11 protein-coding genes and 1 pseudogene are annotated in these 16963 nt (G+C 63.9%); 10 read left to right on the top strand and 2 right to left on the bottom strand.

Annotated features, from left to right (window positions below):
• The 9 genes from BW979_RS02515 to tagQ all read left to right on the top strand — a co-directional run bounded on the left by BW979_RS02515 (position 1) and on the right by tagQ (position 13893).
• Positions 1 to 1320: a DotU family type VI secretion system protein gene (locus tag BW979_RS02515; RefSeq protein WP_047226778.1), complete on the top strand. Its 1320-nt coding sequence runs from the start codon at positions 1 to 3 to the stop codon at positions 1318 to 1320.
• Positions 1317 to 4817, top strand: coding sequence for a type VI secretion system membrane subunit TssM (gene tssM / locus BW979_RS02510; RefSeq protein ID WP_076383102.1), 3501 nt, complete (start codon positions 1317 to 1319; stop codon positions 4815 to 4817). The genes BW979_RS02515 and tssM overlap by 4 nt, the downstream gene beginning before the upstream one ends.
• The gene (gene tagF / locus BW979_RS02505; RefSeq protein WP_076383101.1) at positions 4814 to 5467 is read left to right on the top strand and encodes a type VI secretion system-associated protein TagF; all 654 of its coding nucleotides are present in this window, start codon (positions 4814 to 4816) and stop codon (positions 5465 to 5467) included. The genes tssM and tagF overlap by 4 nt, the downstream gene beginning before the upstream one ends.
• Complete coding sequence (locus BW979_RS02500; RefSeq protein WP_047226781.1) at positions 5468 to 6199, top strand: PP2C family protein-serine/threonine phosphatase; 732 nt, start codon at positions 5468 to 5470, stop codon at positions 6197 to 6199.
• Complete coding sequence (locus tag BW979_RS02495; protein WP_076383100.1) at positions 6196 to 9246, top strand: serine/threonine-protein kinase; 3051 nt, start codon at positions 6196 to 6198, stop codon at positions 9244 to 9246. The genes BW979_RS02500 and BW979_RS02495 overlap by 4 nt, the downstream gene beginning before the upstream one ends.
• Entirely contained in the window at positions 9246 to 9962 is a 717-nt protein-coding gene (locus tag BW979_RS02490; protein WP_076383099.1) for an ABC transporter ATP-binding protein, read from the top strand. The genes BW979_RS02495 and BW979_RS02490 overlap by 1 nt, the downstream gene beginning before the upstream one ends.
• A complete protein-coding gene (locus tag BW979_RS02485) occupies positions 9962 to 11158 on the top strand; it encodes an FtsX-like permease family protein (protein WP_047226784.1) in 1197 nt (398 codons plus the stop codon). Before BW979_RS02490 ends, BW979_RS02485 begins: the two co-directional genes overlap by 1 nt.
• Positions 11151 to 12878 carry a formylglycine-generating enzyme family protein gene (locus tag BW979_RS02480; protein ID WP_076383098.1) on the top strand — a complete coding sequence of 576 codons (1728 nt, stop codon included), beginning with the start codon at positions 11151 to 11153 and terminating at the stop codon, positions 12876 to 12878. The genes BW979_RS02485 and BW979_RS02480 overlap by 8 nt, the downstream gene beginning before the upstream one ends.
• 85 nt (positions 12879 to 12963) lie before the next feature.
• Positions 12964 to 13893 carry a type VI secretion system-associated lipoprotein TagQ gene (tagQ, locus tag BW979_RS02475; RefSeq protein WP_047226786.1) on the top strand — a complete coding sequence of 310 codons (930 nt, stop codon included), beginning with the start codon at positions 12964 to 12966 and terminating at the stop codon, positions 13891 to 13893.
• 720 nt (positions 13894 to 14613) lie between these two features.
• On the opposite strand, the pseudogene BW979_RS27725 reads toward tagQ, so the two are convergent.
• A pseudogene (locus tag BW979_RS27725) lies at positions 14614 to 14817 on the bottom strand (DUF6124 family protein); the annotation flags it as partial.
• A gap of 124 nt (positions 14818 to 14941) precedes the next feature.
• Here BW979_RS27725 and BW979_RS02465 point away from each other — a divergent pair.
• Positions 14942 to 15322: a helicase gene (locus BW979_RS02465; protein WP_047226184.1), complete on the top strand. Its 381-nt coding sequence runs from the start codon at positions 14942 to 14944 to the stop codon at positions 15320 to 15322.
• 174 nt (positions 15323 to 15496) lie between these two features.
• On the opposite strand, the gene BW979_RS02460 is transcribed toward BW979_RS02465, so the two are convergent.
• On the bottom strand, positions 15497 to 16894 hold the full coding sequence (locus BW979_RS02460; RefSeq protein WP_047226183.1) for an aminoacyl-tRNA deacylase and HDOD domain-containing protein: 1398 nt from the start codon (positions 16892 to 16894) through the stop codon (positions 15497 to 15499).
• Positions 16895 to 16963 lie beyond the last annotated feature (69 nt).

Genomic DNA, 16963 nt, shown 5'->3' with positions numbered 1-16963 from the left:
ATGAGCAACGACGATCGTACTCAGTTCATGCCGACGCCCGGTGGCCGTGGCGCCGACCCATTCCGCCCGGACTCTGGCCGTCCGGACCCTGGTCGTCCACAGCCGGCGCCCGCACCGCTGTCGATGCCGGCCGCCCCGGTCCTGACCGGTAAGGCCCAAGGCCTCAACCCGCTGGAAAGCGCGGCCGGTCCGCTGCTGGCGCTGTTGACGCGCCTGCGCAACACCATTGCCCATCCGGCTCCGGCCAGCCTGCGGGCGCAGCTGTTGGCGTACCTGCGTCAATTCGAGGAGCGCGCCGAAGCCGCCGGCGTGGTGCGCAATGACGTGCTGCTGGCTCGTTACGCCCTGTGCACCGCCCTGGATGAAGCCGTGTTGAGTACCCCCTGGGGCGGCACCAGCGACTGGGGCAAACAGAGCCTGCTGATCACCGTGCACAACGAAGCCTGGGGCGGCGAGAAGGTGTTCCAGCTTCTGGAGCATTGCCTGCAAAGTCCACGGGAACGCTTGTACCTACTGGAGCTTCTGTACCTGTGCATGTGCCTGGGTTTTGAAGGGCGCTACCGGGTGATGAACGACGGGCGCAGCCAACTGGAAGCCTTGCGCGAGCGCACCAGCGCGGTGATCCGCAGCGCCCGTGGCGACTACGAACGTGAGCTGTCGCCGCACTGGCGCGGCGTTACCGTGGCCCGGGATCGGCTGGCGCAATTCATGCCGCCGTGGATCGCCGTGGCCATCGGCGCGGCCTTGTTGCTGGCGCTGCTGTTCGGTCTGCGCATGAAACTGGCTTCCGATGCCGAGCCGGTGTTCAAGAACATCCATGCCCTGGGAGAAATCCCGGTGCAGGCCATCGACCGCCCCGTGGTGCAGCCCAAAGTGATCGAACGACCACGCCTGGCCGGTTTCCTGGCCGATGAAATCCGGGCCGGTCGGGTCGCGGTGGAAGATGCCGTGGATCGCTCGGTGGTGACCATCCGTGGCGATGAACTGTTCGCCTCGGGCAGCGCCAGCATCTCCGACGATCTGGAGCCGCTGATGCTGCGCATCGCCGATGCCATTCGCAAGGTCAAGGGCCAGGTCCTGGTGACCGGCCACAGCGACAATCGCCCGATTGCCACCCTCAGGTTCCCATCCAACTGGGCGTTGTCCGAAGCGCGGGCCAAGTCGGTGCTGCAAATCCTTTCGGCCAAGACCGGCCAGGCCGAGCGCTTCAGCGCCGAAGGCCGCAGCGACACCGAGCCGTTGGCTTCCAACGCCACCGCAGAGGGGCGTGCGCGCAATCGTCGGGTTGAAATCACAGTATTGGCGGAGGGGGTCGAGTGAAGGCGTTTTTCAGTTTTATGATCCGCTGGGTCATCCCGCTGCTGGGGCTGATCGCCCTGAGCCTGATCATCTGGTTCGTCGGCCCGTTGCTGGACTGGCTAGTGCCCGAAGGCCGTCGTTGGGCGTTGATCATCCTGGTGTTTGCGGTGTGGATCGCCTACCGGGTGTTTCGCATCATCCAGGCGCGCCGGCAGGCCGCCGAAGTCATGCGCAGCCTGGCCGCACAAACCCCGCCCGACCCTACCAGCATCGCGACGGCCGAAGAACTCGAAACCCTGCGCCAGCGCATGGACGAAGCCTTGGCGCTGTTGAAGAAAGCCAAGCTGGGTGGGGACGAGCGCCGCAACCTCTACGAACTGCCGTGGTACGTGATCATCGGCCCGCCGGGTTCGGGCAAGACCACTGCGCTGGTCAACTCCGGGCTGCATTTCCCGTTGGCCGCGCAACTGGGCGCCGGCGCGGTACGGGGCGTGGGCGGCACGCGCAACTGCGATTGGTGGTTTACTGACCAGGCGGTGCTGCTCGACACCGCTGGCCGCTACACCACTCAGGACAGCGACGCGACCGTCGACAAGGCCGCCTGGCTGGGCTTTCTCGGGCTGCTGAAAAAACAACGCGCCCGTCGCCCGATTGACGGTGCGTTCATTGCCATCAGTCTGTCGGACCTGCTGCTGGGCAGCGACGCCGAGCGCGCGGCTCATGCTGCGGCGATTCGCTTGCGCATCCAGGAGCTGTACACCCAACTGGGCGTACGCTTCCCGATCTACCTGATGCTGACCAAGCTCGACCTGGTGCCCGGGTTCATGGAGTTCTTCGACAGCCTGAGCAAGGAAGAGCGCGCCCAGGTCTGGGGCATGACCTTCGCCCTGGACGATGGCAAGAGCAACGACAGCCCGTTGGCGCATCTGCAAAGCGAATTCGCCGGCCTTGAGCAGCGCCTCAACGACCGCCTGGTGGAACGCTTGCAGCAAGAGCGCGACCCGGCGCGGCGCGACTTGATCTACGGTTTCCCGCAACAGTTCGGCGCGCTGAAAGATTGTCTGCAAAGTTTCCTCGAAGGCGTGTTCAAACCCAATGCCTTCGAAGAGCGTGTGCTGCTGCGCGGGGTATATTTCACCAGCGGCACCCAGGAAGGCAGCCCGATCGATCGCTTGATCGGTTCCATGGCCCAAAGCATGAACCTGGACCGCCAGCACCTGGCACGCCAGACTGGCACCGGGCGCAGTTACTTCATCGAAAAACTCTTCACCGCCGTGGCGTTCGCCGAGCGTGGGTTGGTGGGCGTCGATCCCAAGGTCGAGCGTCGACGCAAGTGGATCGCCCGGGGCGTATTGGCCTCCACGGTGGCTTTGGTGCTGGTGGTTTCGACGTTGTGGTGGATCAGCTATCGGGCCAACCAGGCGTACATCACCCAGGTCGATCAGAAAGTCGCGCCGCTGGGTCAGGCCGTGCAGAGCCTCAGTCCGGCACAACGCGATGTCCTCGCCGTATTGCCATTGCTCAACGCCGTGAAGCACCTGGCCGACGACGCGCCCGATTGGGCCGAGGGCCTGGGTCTGTATCAGGGCGACATGCTCGAAGCCGAGTCCGGCAGTGTCTATCGCAAGTTGCTGATCGCCGTGTTCGCGCCACGCTTGCTGACACGTATCGAAGAGCAACTGCACAGCGGCGGCAGTTCGGATTTCCTCTATGAAGGATTGAAGGCCTACCTGATGCTCGCTGACAACGAGCACTACGATGCCGACTTCATCAAGGCCTGGGTTGCCCTGGATTGGGACCGCAGCCTGCCGCGTGACCTGCCGGCCGATCAACGGCTGGCCCTGGGCGAGCATTTACAGGCGCTGTTCGAGCGTCGTCCGCCCACCGCCCGCCTGGACCCGCGCTTGATCGAAGACCTGCGCCGGCAATTGCAGCAACTGCCCGTGGCCCAGCGCGTCTATGACCGGGTCAAGCGCCAGAAACTGCCCGAGGGCATCGCCGATTTTCGCCTCAACGAAGCCGCCGGGCGCGACGCTGCGCTGGTGTTCAGCCGCAAGAGCGGCAAACCCTTGGGCGAGCCACTGAGCGGGTTCTTCACGGTCAAGGGCTATCGCCAGGGCTTTTTGCTCACCAGCCTGAACCAGGCTGGAACGCTGGCTGAAGAGCAATGGGTGTTGGGTCGCGACGAGGCCGGGCAGCAGGACGTCGCCAGCCTGGCCGCCGAAGTGCGCCGCCTGTATTTCCAGGACTATCAGCGCCAATGGGACGCCTTGCTGGCCGACATCGACTTTGTGCCGATCACCAGCGTGGCCCAGGCCGCCGATGTCTTGCGGGTCCTGTCCGGGCCAAGTTCGCCGTTGAAAAAACTGCTGGTGGCGGTGGCGAAAGAGACCGACCTGCAACAGGAGGAACGCTTGCTGGCGGCCCAAGGCGAGCAGGTCGAAGGCGGTGTGGACAAGCTCAAGGAGCGCCTGGGCAGCTTGCTCGGCCAGGAGCAAGCGGCGCAAAACGCACCCCAGGCCAGCGTTGATCCGGTCACTGCGCATTTCGCCGAGCTCAACAGCATCGTCAGCAAAAACGAAGGCGAACCGGCGGCTATCGATGGCCTGCTCGCCGACATGAATGCCTTGTACGTGCAGGTCAGCGCCATGGTCGGCGCCAGCGGCGACGCCCTGCTCGGCGAAGCCAAGAACCAGGCCCAGGCTGCTGCCACACGGGTCAGCCTCAACGCCGAACGCCAGCCGCCGCTGGTGCAAGGCCTGGTCAAATCGGTGGTCAACTCCACCACCAACAGCATGATGGGCGGGGTGCGCAATCAACTGAACGCCGCCTGGACCAGCGAAGTGGTGAACATCTACCGCCAGTCCCTGGCCGGTCGTTATCCCATGTCGCCGGGCAGTGCGCGGGACGCAACCCTGGACGACTTCGGTCAGTTCTTCGGCGTCGGCGGGGTGATGGACAACTACTTCCGCAAATACCTGCAGCCCTACGTCGACACCTCGACCCCGGCCTGGCGCTGGCAGCCGGGTGCGGCACAGAAGCTCGGTATCGCCCCTGGCGTGCTGCAAACCTTCCAGCGTGCGGCCACCATCCGCGATGCGTTTTTCCGTTCCGGCGGCACCCAGCCGATGGTGCGCTTCGAGCTCAAGCCGGTGGCGATGGACTCGACCATCACCCAGTTTTTGCTCGACCTCGACGGCCAGCAGCTGAGCTACGACCACGGCCCGAGTCGTCCGACCGCCATGCAGTGGCCCAACCCCGGCAGCATCGGCGTGGTACGGATCTCGATCCTGCCGCCCTCGGCCAATGGGCGCTCCGGTATCACTCTGGACGGCCCGTGGGCCTGGTTCCGCCTGTTGGAACAATCGGACCTGACCGCCGGCAACTCGCCGGACCGCTTCAACCTGCGGCTGCGGGTCGACGGCGCCAGCGCCTCTTACGAGCTGCGGGCCAACAGTGCCTTCAACCCGTTCAAGAGCCGCGTGCTCAGCGGCTTCAGCCTGCCGGAGCGTCTATGAGTACAGCGGGCTTCTATGGAAAGTTGGCCAGCCGCGGGGACTTCGTCAGCCGGGGCTTGCCCCAGAGTTTTATCGGCCCGTGGGATTCGTGGCTGGCGGCGGGATTGCTCGCCAGCCAGACCGGCCTGGGCGAGCGTTGGCTGGATGCCTATCTGGTCAGCCCGCTGTGGCGCTTCATGGTCGCGCCCGGGGTCTGTGGGCCCGACGCCGCCGTGGGCGTGGTGATGCCGAGTATCGATCGGGTCGGCCGCTATTTTCCGCTGACCGTCGCGGTGTTGCTGGAGCCCGACGCGGACCCGGCGTCCGTGGTGGGCGGTGCGGACGAGTGGTTTGAGCGGGTGGAGAACCTGTTGCTGAGCACGTTGAGTGTGGAGGCCAGTTTCGAAGCGTTCAACGAACAGTTGGAGACCCTCGGCAGCCCGATGTATCTGCCGCGCACGCCGAGCAGCCGCTTTGCCAGCCTGCATCGCTTCGACGCCACCGACCCGCAGCGGCGCATGAGCGCCCTGGCCGAAGCGGCCTGCGAAGGCGTGAGCGTGTGGTGGGGCCAGGGTTCGGAACGTATCGCGCCCGGTCTGATGCGCTGCCAGGGTTTGCCGGCCGCCGCTGATTTTGCGCAATTTTTGCTCGGCCAAGAAGGTGTTGTGTAGATGCGTCCAAGTGCTGGGAAAGCCTTCAAGTCTGCAAGCAAGAGCCATGTCGGCATGGTTCGCCAGGTCAACGAAGACGCGTGCCTGGAACTGCCGGAAAACGGCCTGTGGGTGGTCGCCGATGGCATGGGTGGGCACGCGGCGGGCGACTACGTCAGTAGCCTGATCGTCGACAGCTTGCGCGGCATTGCCGCGGGCCGCTCGCTGGACGAATACGTCGCCGCGCTGCACAGCGACTTGCTGCGGGTCAACGCCGCCGTGCGCGAAGAAACCGCCAACCGTGGCGTGACCATGATGGGCAGCACTGTGGTGGTGCTGGTTGCGCGGGACCTGCGCGGCATGTGCCTGTGGGCCGGTGACAGTCGTTTGTATCGCCTGCGCGACGGCAAGCTCGACAGCATCTCCCGCGATCACAGCTACGTCCAGGACCTGCAGGACAGTGGCCTGCTCAGCGAAGCCGAAGCCCGGGTGCATCCACGGGCCAACATCGTTACCCGTGCCATCGGGGTCGAGGCGCAACTGAATCTGGCGATGGTCGAGTTGCTGCTGGTGCCCGGCGACAGCTACCTGCTGTGCAGCGACGGCCTGACCAAGACCGTCGAGGACGATGAAATCCGTGAAGTCCTGAACCACGACGATCCCGGTGAGATCGCCAGCAGCCTGGTGTCCCTGGGCCTGATGCGCGGCGCGCCGGACAACATCACTGTGGTTGTCGTGAAGGTGCCGTCATGAGTTTGACCTTGAACATTGTCATCCCTGGCTACGACATCGAAGGGCCGATCGGTGAAGGCGCGATGGCCAGCGTCTACCTGGCGACCCAGCGCTCGCTGGAGCGCAAGGTGGCGTTGAAAGTCATGGCGGCCGCGTTGGCTGCCGACCCGACGTTCTGCGAGCGCTTCCTGCGCGAAGGCAAGACCCTGGCGCGCCTGTCCCATCCGCACACGGTCACCATCCATGACATCGGCAACGTCGGTGAGCTGTATTACATGGCCATGGAATACCTGCCCAACGGCACGCTCAAGGAGCGCATCGCCGCCGGCCTGTCACCGGAGCAGGGCCTGATCTACATCCGCCAGATTGCCTCGGCCTTGGGTTACGCCCATGGCTTGGGCCTGGTGCACCGTGACGTCAAGCCGGCCAACATCCTGTTCCGCGCTGACGGTACGGCGGTGCTCTCGGACTTCGGCATCGCCAAGTCCCTGGACGACCGCACCCAATTCACCCAGGCCGGTTTCGCCGTCGGCACGCCCAGCTACATGAGCCCGGAACAGGCCCGTGGGCAAGACATCGACGGTCGGGCCGACCTGTATGCCCTGGGCGTGGTGCTCTACGAAATCCTTGTCGGCAAACTGCCGTATACCGGCAACGACGCGCTGTCCACGGCCCTGGCGCACTTGACCGAACCGCTGCCGGAGTTGCCGGTGCATCACGGTCATTACCAGGACGTACTGCGCAAACTGCTGGCCAAAGACCCGGCGGAGCGTTTCCCGGATGCAGCGGCTCTCTTGCGGGCGCTGGACAATCTGCCTGAGGAATCGGCGCAAGCGACGCTGATCCGGCCGTTGCCGCTGCCCGTGTCGACGCCACCGAGCGGCGATGACCTGGCTGGATTGACTCCGGTGTCCATCGATATTCCGACAGGGCCGGCACAGCCGCAATCCCAGCCCAAGCCAACCCCGCCGCCGGTGAGCCCGACTCAAAGCTCTAGCGTTTCGTCGCAGCCCAAGACTCCGCTGTTCGCCCTGGCCGCCGTTGCGGTGGCCGTTGCGCTGGCGTTGGGGGGTGGGGCTTATTGGTGGCTGTCGGGCGATGGTGGAGAAGCCACGAAGCCGCCGATTGTCTCGACGCCGCCGGTAAATCCACCGCCGGTGAAAACTCCAGATGTGCCCCCGGCAAAACCGCCTGTGGCAACGCAGGCCGATGGCGGCCAGCGTCCATTGTTGATGGCTGGCAAGAAAACCCTGTTCCAGCGAGTGCTGAGCAAACCGGGCGCCAAGCTCACTGAAGAAGCGGGCGCTGCGCCGGGCAAGGCGTTGCCGGCGTTTTCCGTGCTCTACGTGTATGAGCGCAAAGACCTCGATGGCAGCCCCTGGTTGCGGGTCGGCGCGGCCACGGACGGGCGCAGCGACGGTTGGTTGCCGGCCACGCAGGTCAGCGACTGGAAGCAAAGCCTGGTGCTCAAGTTCACCGAGCGTTCCGGCCGTGCGCCGGTAATGTTCCTGCGCCAGCCCGGCGAAGTGGAAAAGCTGCTGGCCGACCCTTCGGCGGCCAGGAATGTCTTGCTCAAGGCCCAGCAGAACCGTGAAGACAACCAGCAAGTGCTGGCCCTGGAACCGGCCGCCAGCGCCGTGCCGCAGAATCAGTTCTACCTGTTGCCGATCTTCGATTCCCGCGAAAGCTTCGATGAGACCGGCCAACCGGTGCAGCTGCTGAACGTGGCCTCCATCGATCCCGGCAACACGCCGAAGGCTACCCCCAACACGCCCATCAGCACCGCCAACGCCGACGCGTTCCGTACCGCCGTGGTGCTGGTGGTGGACACCACCGTGTCGATGCAGCCCTACATCGATCAGGTCCGCGACGTGGTCCACGAGCTGCAAAGCCGCATCGCCGAGCGTGGCGAGCTGGACAGTGTCAGCTTCGGCATGGTGGGTTTTCGCAGCAGCACCCAGAAAACCCCCGGCCTGGAATACGTCGCCAAGACCTTGATCACCTTGGAGCAGGGCCGCGACCCGCAACGCTTCATGGAGATGGCGCGACAGGTCAAGGCGTCCACGGTGTCGAGCCATTCGTTCAACGAGGATGCGTTTGCCGGTGTCATGGAAGCGGTGGAGGGCATGGACTGGTCCGGTTATGGCGGGCGCTTGATTCTGTTGGTCACCGACGCTGGCGCCCTGCGCAAGAACGATCCGTTTGCCGCCACGCAAATGAACGAAGCCGAAGTGCGGCAGGCGGCGCTGGGTAAACAGATCAAGATCTACGCCCTGCACCTGCTCAGCGACGCTGGCAAGAAAACCCACGGCGGTGCGCAGAGCCAATATCGCACCCTGACCGCCGACGCCAACCCGCAGATCGGTGACCTGTACATTCCGGTGCCGGGCGCCGATGTGCGCAAGTTGGGTGAGCGCGTCGACGAGATCGGCTCGGTGTTCGCCGACCTGGTGCACCAGGTGCGCAGCAACAAACCGCAAAGCGTGCCCCAGTTGGGCGCGGCGCCGAGCCTGAGCGATAAATCGGCGGCGGTGGGCTACGCGATGCACATGGACTTTTTGGGGCGCAAATCCGCCAGCCAGGCCCCGCAACTGGTCAGCGCCTGGACTGCCGACCGTGACCTGACCAACCCGGCGCTGCCGGCGTTCCAGGTGTGCGTGATGCTGACCAAACTGCAACTCAACGACTTGCAGCAGTCGCTGAAGCTGATCGTCGACGCGGCGCGCAAGACCCAGACTTCGCCCAAGGATTTCTTCCAGGAAATCGCCAGCGCCAGTGCCTACATGAGCCGTGATCCTTCGGCGTTGCGCAAGGGCGGCAACCTGGCTGATGGCGGGATTCTCGGTGAGTACCTCGAAGGGCTGCCGTACCGCAGCAAGTCGCTGAACATGACCCAGGATTTGTGGCTGTCCCTGAGCGTGGCCGAGCAGGAAGATTTCATCGACGAGCTGGATTCGAAAATCCGCCTCTACGAGACCTTCCACAACGATCTGGCCAACTGGGTGCGGTTCGGCGATGCCGAGCCGGGCGATGCCCTGTACCGCGTTCCATTGTCGACGCTGCCGTGATGCTGAATATGAGCGCCGTACACAAAAGCCGGGGCGCCGGCAGCCAGCGCTACAGCCTGGTGATTCCAGGGCTGCAATTGCGTGCCGGCGAACAATTGGCGGTGGTCGGCCCCAGCGGTTGCGGCAAGAGCACTTTGCTGGATCTGCTGGCCTTGGTGCTGGCGCCGGATCAGGCCGGGCAGTTTGACTTCACACCGGCCAACACGCCGTTGGACATCGCCGCGCTGTGGCGTGCGGGGCAGCAGGGCGCCTTGGCGGACCTGCGCAGCCGGCATTTGGGTTATGTGCTGCAAACCGGTGGTTTGCTGGGTTTTCTGGACGTGCGCGGCAACATCGAGTTGTCGCGCAAACTGCTTGGCATGGCGGATGACGGCAGCGTCACGCGCCTGGTCGGTCAACTGGACATCGCCGACCAACTGGGCAAGAAGCCGGCGGATTTGTCCGTCGGCCAGCGCCAGCGGGTCAGTTGCGCCCGCGCCTTGGCGCATGGGCCGCGCCTGTTGCTGGCGGATGAACCCACCGCAGCCCTCGACCCACTGAACGCTGAGCGGGTCATGCAGTTGCTGGTGGCCCAGGCCCGCGATCACGGTGTGTGTTGTGTGGTCGCCACCCACGATGAGTCACTGGCCCGCGCCAGCGGTTTGCAGGTGCGGCGCATCAGTTGTCGTCGCGACGCCGATGGTGGCGTCACCGCAACCCTCGGGGAGGCTTGCTGATGCGCGGCGCGCTGGTGGCTTCCCTGGCCTGGCAGGATTACCGCAACGATGCCTGGCTGTCGGCCTGTTCGGTGCTGGCGCTGGTGGCGGTGGTGGCGCCGTTGCTGGTGCTGTTCGGCCTGAAATTCGGTCTGGTCAGCAGCCTCACCGAGCGCCTGGAGAATGACCCGGCTACCCGGGAAATCATCCCGCTGGGCGGCGGCCGGTTCAGCGCTGAGTTCGTCGAGCAATTGGGCCGGCGCAACGACGTGGCGTTTGCCCTGGCCCGCACGCGGCAGATTGCGGCCACTGCGGATTTGAGCCGCGAGGCTGAGCCCGTCACCGTCGAGATGATCCCCACGGCGGCCAATGATCCTTTGTTTGAGCGCCTGCCGGTGCCGCAAGGCCTGGATCAAGTGGTGCTCAGCCACACCGCCGCCGAAAAACTCGGCGCCAGGGCCGGTGATTGGCTGCAGGCCAGTTTCGGTCGGCAGGTGGCCGGTCGTAGCGAGGCGCAGCGCACGCGCGTGCAGGTGTTGCACGTACTGCCGCTGCAAGCCTTTGCCCGGGATGGTTTGTTCGCGCCGCTGGCGCTGCTGGAAGCGGCCGAGGATTACCGCGACGGTCGCGCCGTGCCCGCGTTCGGCTGGCCGGGCGACGCGGTGGGGCAGAGCGCGCAGCGGGTCTACCCGGCGTTTCGCCTGTACGCCCGCAACCTGGGTGATGTGGAGCCGCTGCGCGAGTATTTCGCGGCGCAGAACCTGCTGGTGTCCACCCAGGCCCAGACCATCGCACAGGTGCAATCGCTGAGCCGCAACCTGTCGATCGTGTTCTGGATCATCGCTGGGTTGGCGTTGGCGGGAGCGTTCGCGGCGATTTTTGCCGGTGCCCTGGCGGCGGTCGAGCGTAAGCGCCGGGAACTGTCGGTGTTGCGCCTGCTGGGGGTTTCTACGGCGGCGCTGTTGTTGTTCGTGGTGTTGCAGGCGCTCTACAGCGCCGCACTGGCGGCCTTGTTGAGTGCCGGGCTGTATGGCCTGGCGCAGTCGGGCCTCAATTATTTATTTGCGCAGTTGCCGGGCGAGTACGCCAGCCATCTGTTGCCGCGTCACTACACCTTGGCCCTGGTGGCCGTGCTCGGCGTCAGCGCCGTGGCGGCGGCTTGTGGTGGCTGGCGGGTAGCGCGCATCCAGGCGTGTGAAGGAATTCGCGATGTATAAGTTATTGGTCGCCGCCGTGGCGCTGAGCCTGGCCGGTTTAACCTGGGCCGACGAAAGCACCGACAAACTGGACAACCCCAAACCGCTGCCCGGTGACGTCAGCCTGCCGCTGCCGTGCGAAGGGCAAATGGTGTTCCGTTACGTCTACATCCTCGCCCAAGGCACCCTGGATGATCGGGAGATCAGCCTTGGCTACCCGTTCAGCGAGGGCGAGGCCGGCTATAAGCAGTCGTTCATTTCCGGTTACCGTCGGGACTTCATCAACGGCCAGTTCACCCTCAAGGACCTGCCCAAGGACTGGAACAAAACCATCGCGCCGTTGATGCCCAAGGCTGACGCCAAGACCCCGCTCAAACCGATGCTGTACTTCATCGGCAAATACGAGGTCACCGCTCGCCAATACGCCCAGGTCATGGCCCAGGCGCAGTCGTTGGCCAGCGGCGAACCCGCGCCGGCCTGCGAGACCCTCAAAACCGAGCTGCCCCAAGGCATGGCCGGGCGTTTGCCCAAGGTGAAACTGTCCAAGTTCGAGGCCGAACGTTTTGCGGCGGTGTACAGCGCCTGGCTGATGAAATACCACAAGGATCTGCTGCCGGTGAGCGGTCGCGGCACCTCCGCCGAAGACGGCGGGCTGGGCTTCGTGCGTTTGCCCACCGAAGTCGAGTGGGAATTCGCCGCCCGTGGCGGGCAAGCCGTCAGCCGCCAGGACTTGGAGGGGCGCTTGTTTCCCCGACGTCTGGAAGGCAGTGAAAGCGACGGGCCACTGGCCGACTGGGCGGTGTTCAATCAGGTCGCTGGCGGCACCGGCCAGGCGGCGCGGCTGATGCCCGTCGGGATCAAACTGCCAAATCCCATCGGCTTGTTCGACGTGATCGGCAACGCCGCCGAGATGGTTCAGGAGTCCTTCCAACTGGTGCATGCCGGTCGCCGCCAGGGCGCCTACGGTGGCTTCGTGGTCAAGGGCGGTAACTACCTGGAAGGCGAAGGCACGCTGTTCACCGGAATGCGCCGCGAGTATCCGTTGTTCGCCGCCGACGGCACCGAGCAAAGCAACGAAACCACCGGGTTCCGCGTGGCGGTCGGGGCATTGTCGGCGCCGCGCTCACGTTACAAAGAGCTGTTCGCCCAATGGGAGAAAGAAGGCCGCCTCGCATCCCTGACTGATGCCATCGATGAAGCCGAAGACCCGACCAAGCGCCTGGACAGCATCATCGCCGCCAGCGTCGACCCACGCCTGCAGGCCGAGCTAGGGCTGGTCAACGAAGAGCTCAAGCGCAACGTCTCGCTCATCGCCCAGCAGCGCGAGGAAGCGGCGGGCAACCTGATCCAGTCGGCGGCCCTGGTGGTCGAGACCATCAATAACTACAACATTCGCCTGACCAATTTGCAGAACAGTCGTCAGCAGGCCTTGGACGCCAAGGACGAGGCCAGCGCCAAGCTGTTCGCCACGGCCATCAACAACGGCCGCAGCGCGCTCGATGGCGCCGTGGCGATTTACATCGACAACCTGGCCACCGGCACGCGTTACACCGATGCCGTGATCCAGGCGCAGTTTCAACGCATCAAGGAGGAATTGGAGCGCAAGCCGGTGCTGGGCAAGAGCCTGGTGGCGCGCGCAACGTTATTCGTTCGCCATGTCGGTCAGTATCGTCAGCAAAAACGAGCCGACCCGGCGGCGATATTGAAGGAACTGCTCGCATCGAGCAGTCAGCGGTCTTGATCGTTGATTGTCAGCGAGCTTGGAAGGGACTCAGACGGCGGTGGGCCGTGCTGAGCTGGTCAACACTTAAAAAGAGAACACAATCATGCTTTTCTCCCGTAAACCTTTTGCTTCGGTTTCCAAGCGTCACCTGCTGATGGTCGCTGTCGGCTTCAGCACCGTCCTGACCGGCTGCGCTACGTCGCCGACTTCCAAGGTCGCGTCGAGCACCAAGGTCGAGTACTACCCTAACTGCTACGAGCCGGTGCAGCACTTGCGCTCCACCGAGGGGAACATGACCAAATCGGTACTCACCGGCGCAGCCGTCGGTGCGGTCGGTGGTGCCCTGTTGGGTGCGCTGACCGATTCGGAAAACCGTGGCCGCAACGCCGCCATCGGCGCCGCCGGTGGTGCCTTGGCCGGTGGCGCAACCGGTTACTACACCGAGCGTCAGAAGCAGATCGCCGATGACAACCAGCGCATCGCCTCCTACGCCGCTGACGTCAACAAAAGCGCCGCCGATATCGATCGCAGCACCGCGTACGCCAAGGCTTCGCAGCAGTGCTACCAGAGCGCGTTCACCAAGCTGGTGGCCGACCGTAAGGCCAAGACCGTCAACGAAACTGAAGGCCGCAAGCGCCTGGCAGAAATCGTCTCCGGTCTGAAAGAGTCCAACGACCTGATCGTCGCGGTCAACGGCAAAGCCGCCGAAGACCTGAACAACTACACCCAGGCCTATGAAAAAGACCTGCAACAAGTGGGTGTGCAGCGTACTGACGTGGTGACCGTAGCGACCGCCGAAACCAAGCCGGTTGTCGCTTCGACCAAGACCAAAAAAGCGGTGAAACCGGCGAAAAAGCCGGTGTTGCCAACCGTGCCGAAAGAAGCGGTCACCACCGAAAAAACTCTGCAGACCGCCAAGGCCAAGCAGGATGAAAGCAAGCAGGTCGCCAGCGCCGGCACCAGCCAGGTCAACAGCATGTGCAAAAACCCGGACCTGGGTGACTGGGCACCGGTGCCTTGCCCGAATGTTTGATTGACTGTTGCTGATCATTCCCTCGAGGGAGTGATCAATGCACAAAAACCTGTGGGAGCGAGGCTGCTCGCGATAGCGGTGGTTCAGTTGGCATCAATGTGGACTGATACGCCGCCATCGCGAGCAGGCTCGCTCCCACATTTGTTTTGTGCTGATCGTGATATCTGCTGCACCCCCTATTCCCTGTGGGAGCAAAGCTTGCTCGCGATGGCGGCCTGATAGCCGGCCAGGATTTGGTTGACTGGGTACATATCCGTTGCTGCGGTAGCGGCTGCTGGCGGTTCCGCCCTTACGGCGGGTCACTTTTGGCAAACGCCCCAAAAGTAACCAAAAGGTCTTGCCCCACCACTCGGTGCCTCGCCTAGGCTCGGCATGCCCGAACGCAGGCATTGCTCCGTGGGCCCGCCGCGAAGGGCCATCCATGGCCCAGCGCGGCTATCCCGGCATCCATGCCGGGATGCCCACTACGCAATACCTGCGTTCGGCCAGCGTGGTTAACGGGGCCCCTAGATCAAAAGCCGAAACGAGGCGGCCTGACAGCCGGCCTGGCTTTGGCGGGTGTACACCAATCAGACTTGTTTGAGCAGAACCTGTGGGAGCAAAGCTTGCTCGCGAGGCGGCCTTATAGCCGGCCTGGCTCTTGCGGGTGTACTCCAATCCAATTGTGGGAGCGAGCTTGCTCGCGATGGCGTCGGCACAGTTTGCATCAAAGCCAAAGCGCTACCCCTTGGTCCCAGGCGCCGCCATCTCCTTCGTTTCCAAATGATCCAACGCTCGCTCAACCAACAACTGAACCCCATCGGCCATGCGGCTGATCGCCAGGGCTACGCAGCGGCGTGAGTCATCGACATCGTCAGCCAGGTCGGCGGCGATGGTGCTGATGGACAGCAGGTCTTCGGAGGCATTGGCGAGCAGGGTTTCGGTGTGACTTGGCAGTCATCATGCTAGAAAACTCATCCATCTCCCGTTAAAGCGATCCGATGATGGCGTTCCGCTGTGGAATCGCTAAACTGCTCCCGCCATTCATCTTTTTTACGAGGCCGTGCCCATGAAGTTTCGCTTTCTGCTGTGGATGCTGGGGTTGTTGATGGGCAGGGCCAGCCGGACCAATCCGGCGTTCCAGCAGCAGTTGGGCGATAAGGAGTTGGTGTTTCAACTGCAAACCCTGGACGGCAAGGTCGCCCGGCACTTCACGGTGAAAGACCAGCGCATCACCAGCCAGTCCGGCACTTACCCGACGCCTGCGTTCGCCATCGCCTTCAAGGACGCGGCTTATGGCTTTGCCACGATGCAGGCGAAGAACAAGCAGTTGGCGTTCATGACCGGGATTCAGGACAAGTCGATCCAGATCAAGGGCAACCCGGCGCTGGTGATCTGGTTTCAGGGGTTGATGCGGTATTTGAAGCCGAAGAAGGCCAAGAAGGTTTAGTCGAGAACCCTGTGGCGAATCAGCCAGGATACGCTCGATCGTTCCCACGCTCTGCGTGGGAACGTCGCCAGGGACGCTCCGCGTTCCGCTTCTGGGATGTGACGCAGAGCGTCACGGGATGCATTCCCACGCAGAGCGTGGGAACGATCAAAGCTCAGCGGCCTGCGTCAGCGGTCAGTGGCTGAACTGCGAAGCAAGTTCGCGCAACAACACCTCAGCCTCCAGCACTTTGCTGACCACTTCATTGGCTTTGTCGCGACTCAGGCCGACGCGTTCGAGCAGTGCGTCGGGAATCTCCTCGTCGGGACCCGAGCCAATGCCACGGGCGCGCAGCAGGCGTACGGCCAGGCACACCAGGTTCGGGTAGGCGGCGTATTCGCCGTCGTAATGTGGGTCGTGCTGGAAGCGCAGGGCGGTGGCCAGTTCGTCGGGCATGTCCCAGTAGCGCATCAGCCATGAACCGATCTGCTCGCGACTGATGCCCAAGAGGTGCTGCTCCACATAGCTGTGGCACAAGTGCGGGTTGACCTCCAGGTGCCGGCAGATCAACGAGAAGTGCGGCGGGAAGACGTGGGCCAGCAACAGGTAGCCGAAGTTGTGCAGCAGGCCGGACAGGTAGGTCAGGCCGCCTTCCGGGCGCTGGGCGCGCGGCATGGCGCGGGTCAGGCCCTCGATGACGGCGGCGGTGTAGATCGACTGATGCCAGTACGGCGTGGTGTGTTGCGGGTGGTCCTTAGGCAGGCTCAGGGTCTTGCCCAAGGCCAGGCCCAGTGCCAGGTTGATCACCAGGTCGAAGCCCAGTACCCGGACGATGGCGTCTTCCACCGAACGGATCTTGCCGGGCGAGGCGTAATAAGGCGAGGCAGCCCAGCTCACCACTTGCGCGGCCAGGGCCGGATCGGTTTCCACGACGCCGGTGATGTCATCGATGGTGGCGTCCGGGTCGACCCGCAGCTTGATGATCTTCTGCGCCGTTTCGGCCAGTGGTGGAATTTCGATGGTTTCTTCCAGCCGTTGCTGGATACGTCGGGCGGTGAACGCCTGCACAGCCTGAGTGATTTCCGCGCGGTCGTCGTGCGGGCGATCAAGGTTGGGGGTGATGTTGCTCACGGCTTCGCCGAAGGTCGCGGCACTGGCCTTGGTGAGCATGCTCTTGAAGGCTTCGCTGGTCACTTCCAGCAGCAGCCCTGGTTCGCCTGAGTTGATCAGCAGCTTCGGCTCGCGCAGCAGGCTTTCTTCATACAGGCAAGGGGAGCTGGTCAGCGCCGGCAGGCCGGGCAGCAGGCTCAGGCTATGTTTGCCGAGCATGCGCTCCAGACGGTCAGTAGGTACCGCCGTGAGTTTGCGACCGGTGAGTTCGGCCAAGCGGTTGAGGTCCAGCAGTTGGCTTTGCGGAAACAGCACCATGAGGGCGCCAACGGCATCGTGCAACAAAACAGCCTGCACTTTACGGGCGGGATTCAGGCCTGGTCGTTCGATTACTTCGTCAAAGCCGATGCCCAGTTTCTCGAGCAACAGCCGAATAACAGACGGAGCGTGCGGGGTTTCGGGGACGAGGGCAGCTTCTGTCATGGTCTGTATCCGTTTTCCTACAAGTTCAGCAGTATAACCAGCTTGCCGGGCAGGCGCGCCCAGAAACTG

The organism is Pseudomonas sp. A214, from assembly GCF_900156295.1.
Taxonomy (GTDB): domain Bacteria; phylum Pseudomonadota; class Gammaproteobacteria; order Pseudomonadales; family Pseudomonadaceae; genus Aquipseudomonas; species Aquipseudomonas rhizophila.
The sequence above is the reverse complement of the archived record's forward strand: the minus strand, read 5'-3'. Positions and strand labels throughout refer to the sequence as shown.

Coding starts and splice junctions, on each gene's coding strand:
- BW979_RS02515 (WP_047226778.1), top strand. CDS start 1: ATGAGCAACGACGATCGTACTCAGTTCATGCCGACGCCCGGTGGCCGT.
- tagF (WP_076383101.1), top strand. CDS start 4,814: ATGAGTACAGCGGGCTTCTATGGAAAGTTGGCCAGCCGCGGGGACTTC.
- BW979_RS02500 (WP_047226781.1), top strand. CDS start 5,468: ATGCGTCCAAGTGCTGGGAAAGCCTTCAAGTCTGCAAGCAAGAGCCAT.
- BW979_RS02495 (WP_076383100.1), top strand. CDS start 6,196: ATGAGTTTGACCTTGAACATTGTCATCCCTGGCTACGACATCGAAGGG.
- BW979_RS02490 (WP_076383099.1), top strand. CDS start 9,246: ATGCTGAATATGAGCGCCGTACACAAAAGCCGGGGCGCCGGCAGCCAG.
- BW979_RS02485 (WP_047226784.1), top strand. CDS start 9,962: ATGCGCGGCGCGCTGGTGGCTTCCCTGGCCTGGCAGGATTACCGCAAC.
- BW979_RS02480 (WP_076383098.1), top strand. CDS start 11,151: ATGTATAAGTTATTGGTCGCCGCCGTGGCGCTGAGCCTGGCCGGTTTA.
- tagQ (WP_047226786.1), top strand. CDS start 12,964: ATGCTTTTCTCCCGTAAACCTTTTGCTTCGGTTTCCAAGCGTCACCTG.
- BW979_RS02465 (WP_047226184.1), top strand. CDS start 14,942: ATGAAGTTTCGCTTTCTGCTGTGGATGCTGGGGTTGTTGATGGGCAGG.
- BW979_RS02460 (WP_047226183.1), bottom strand. CDS start 16,894: ATGACAGAAGCTGCCCTCGTCCCCGAAACCCCGCACGCTCCGTCTGTT.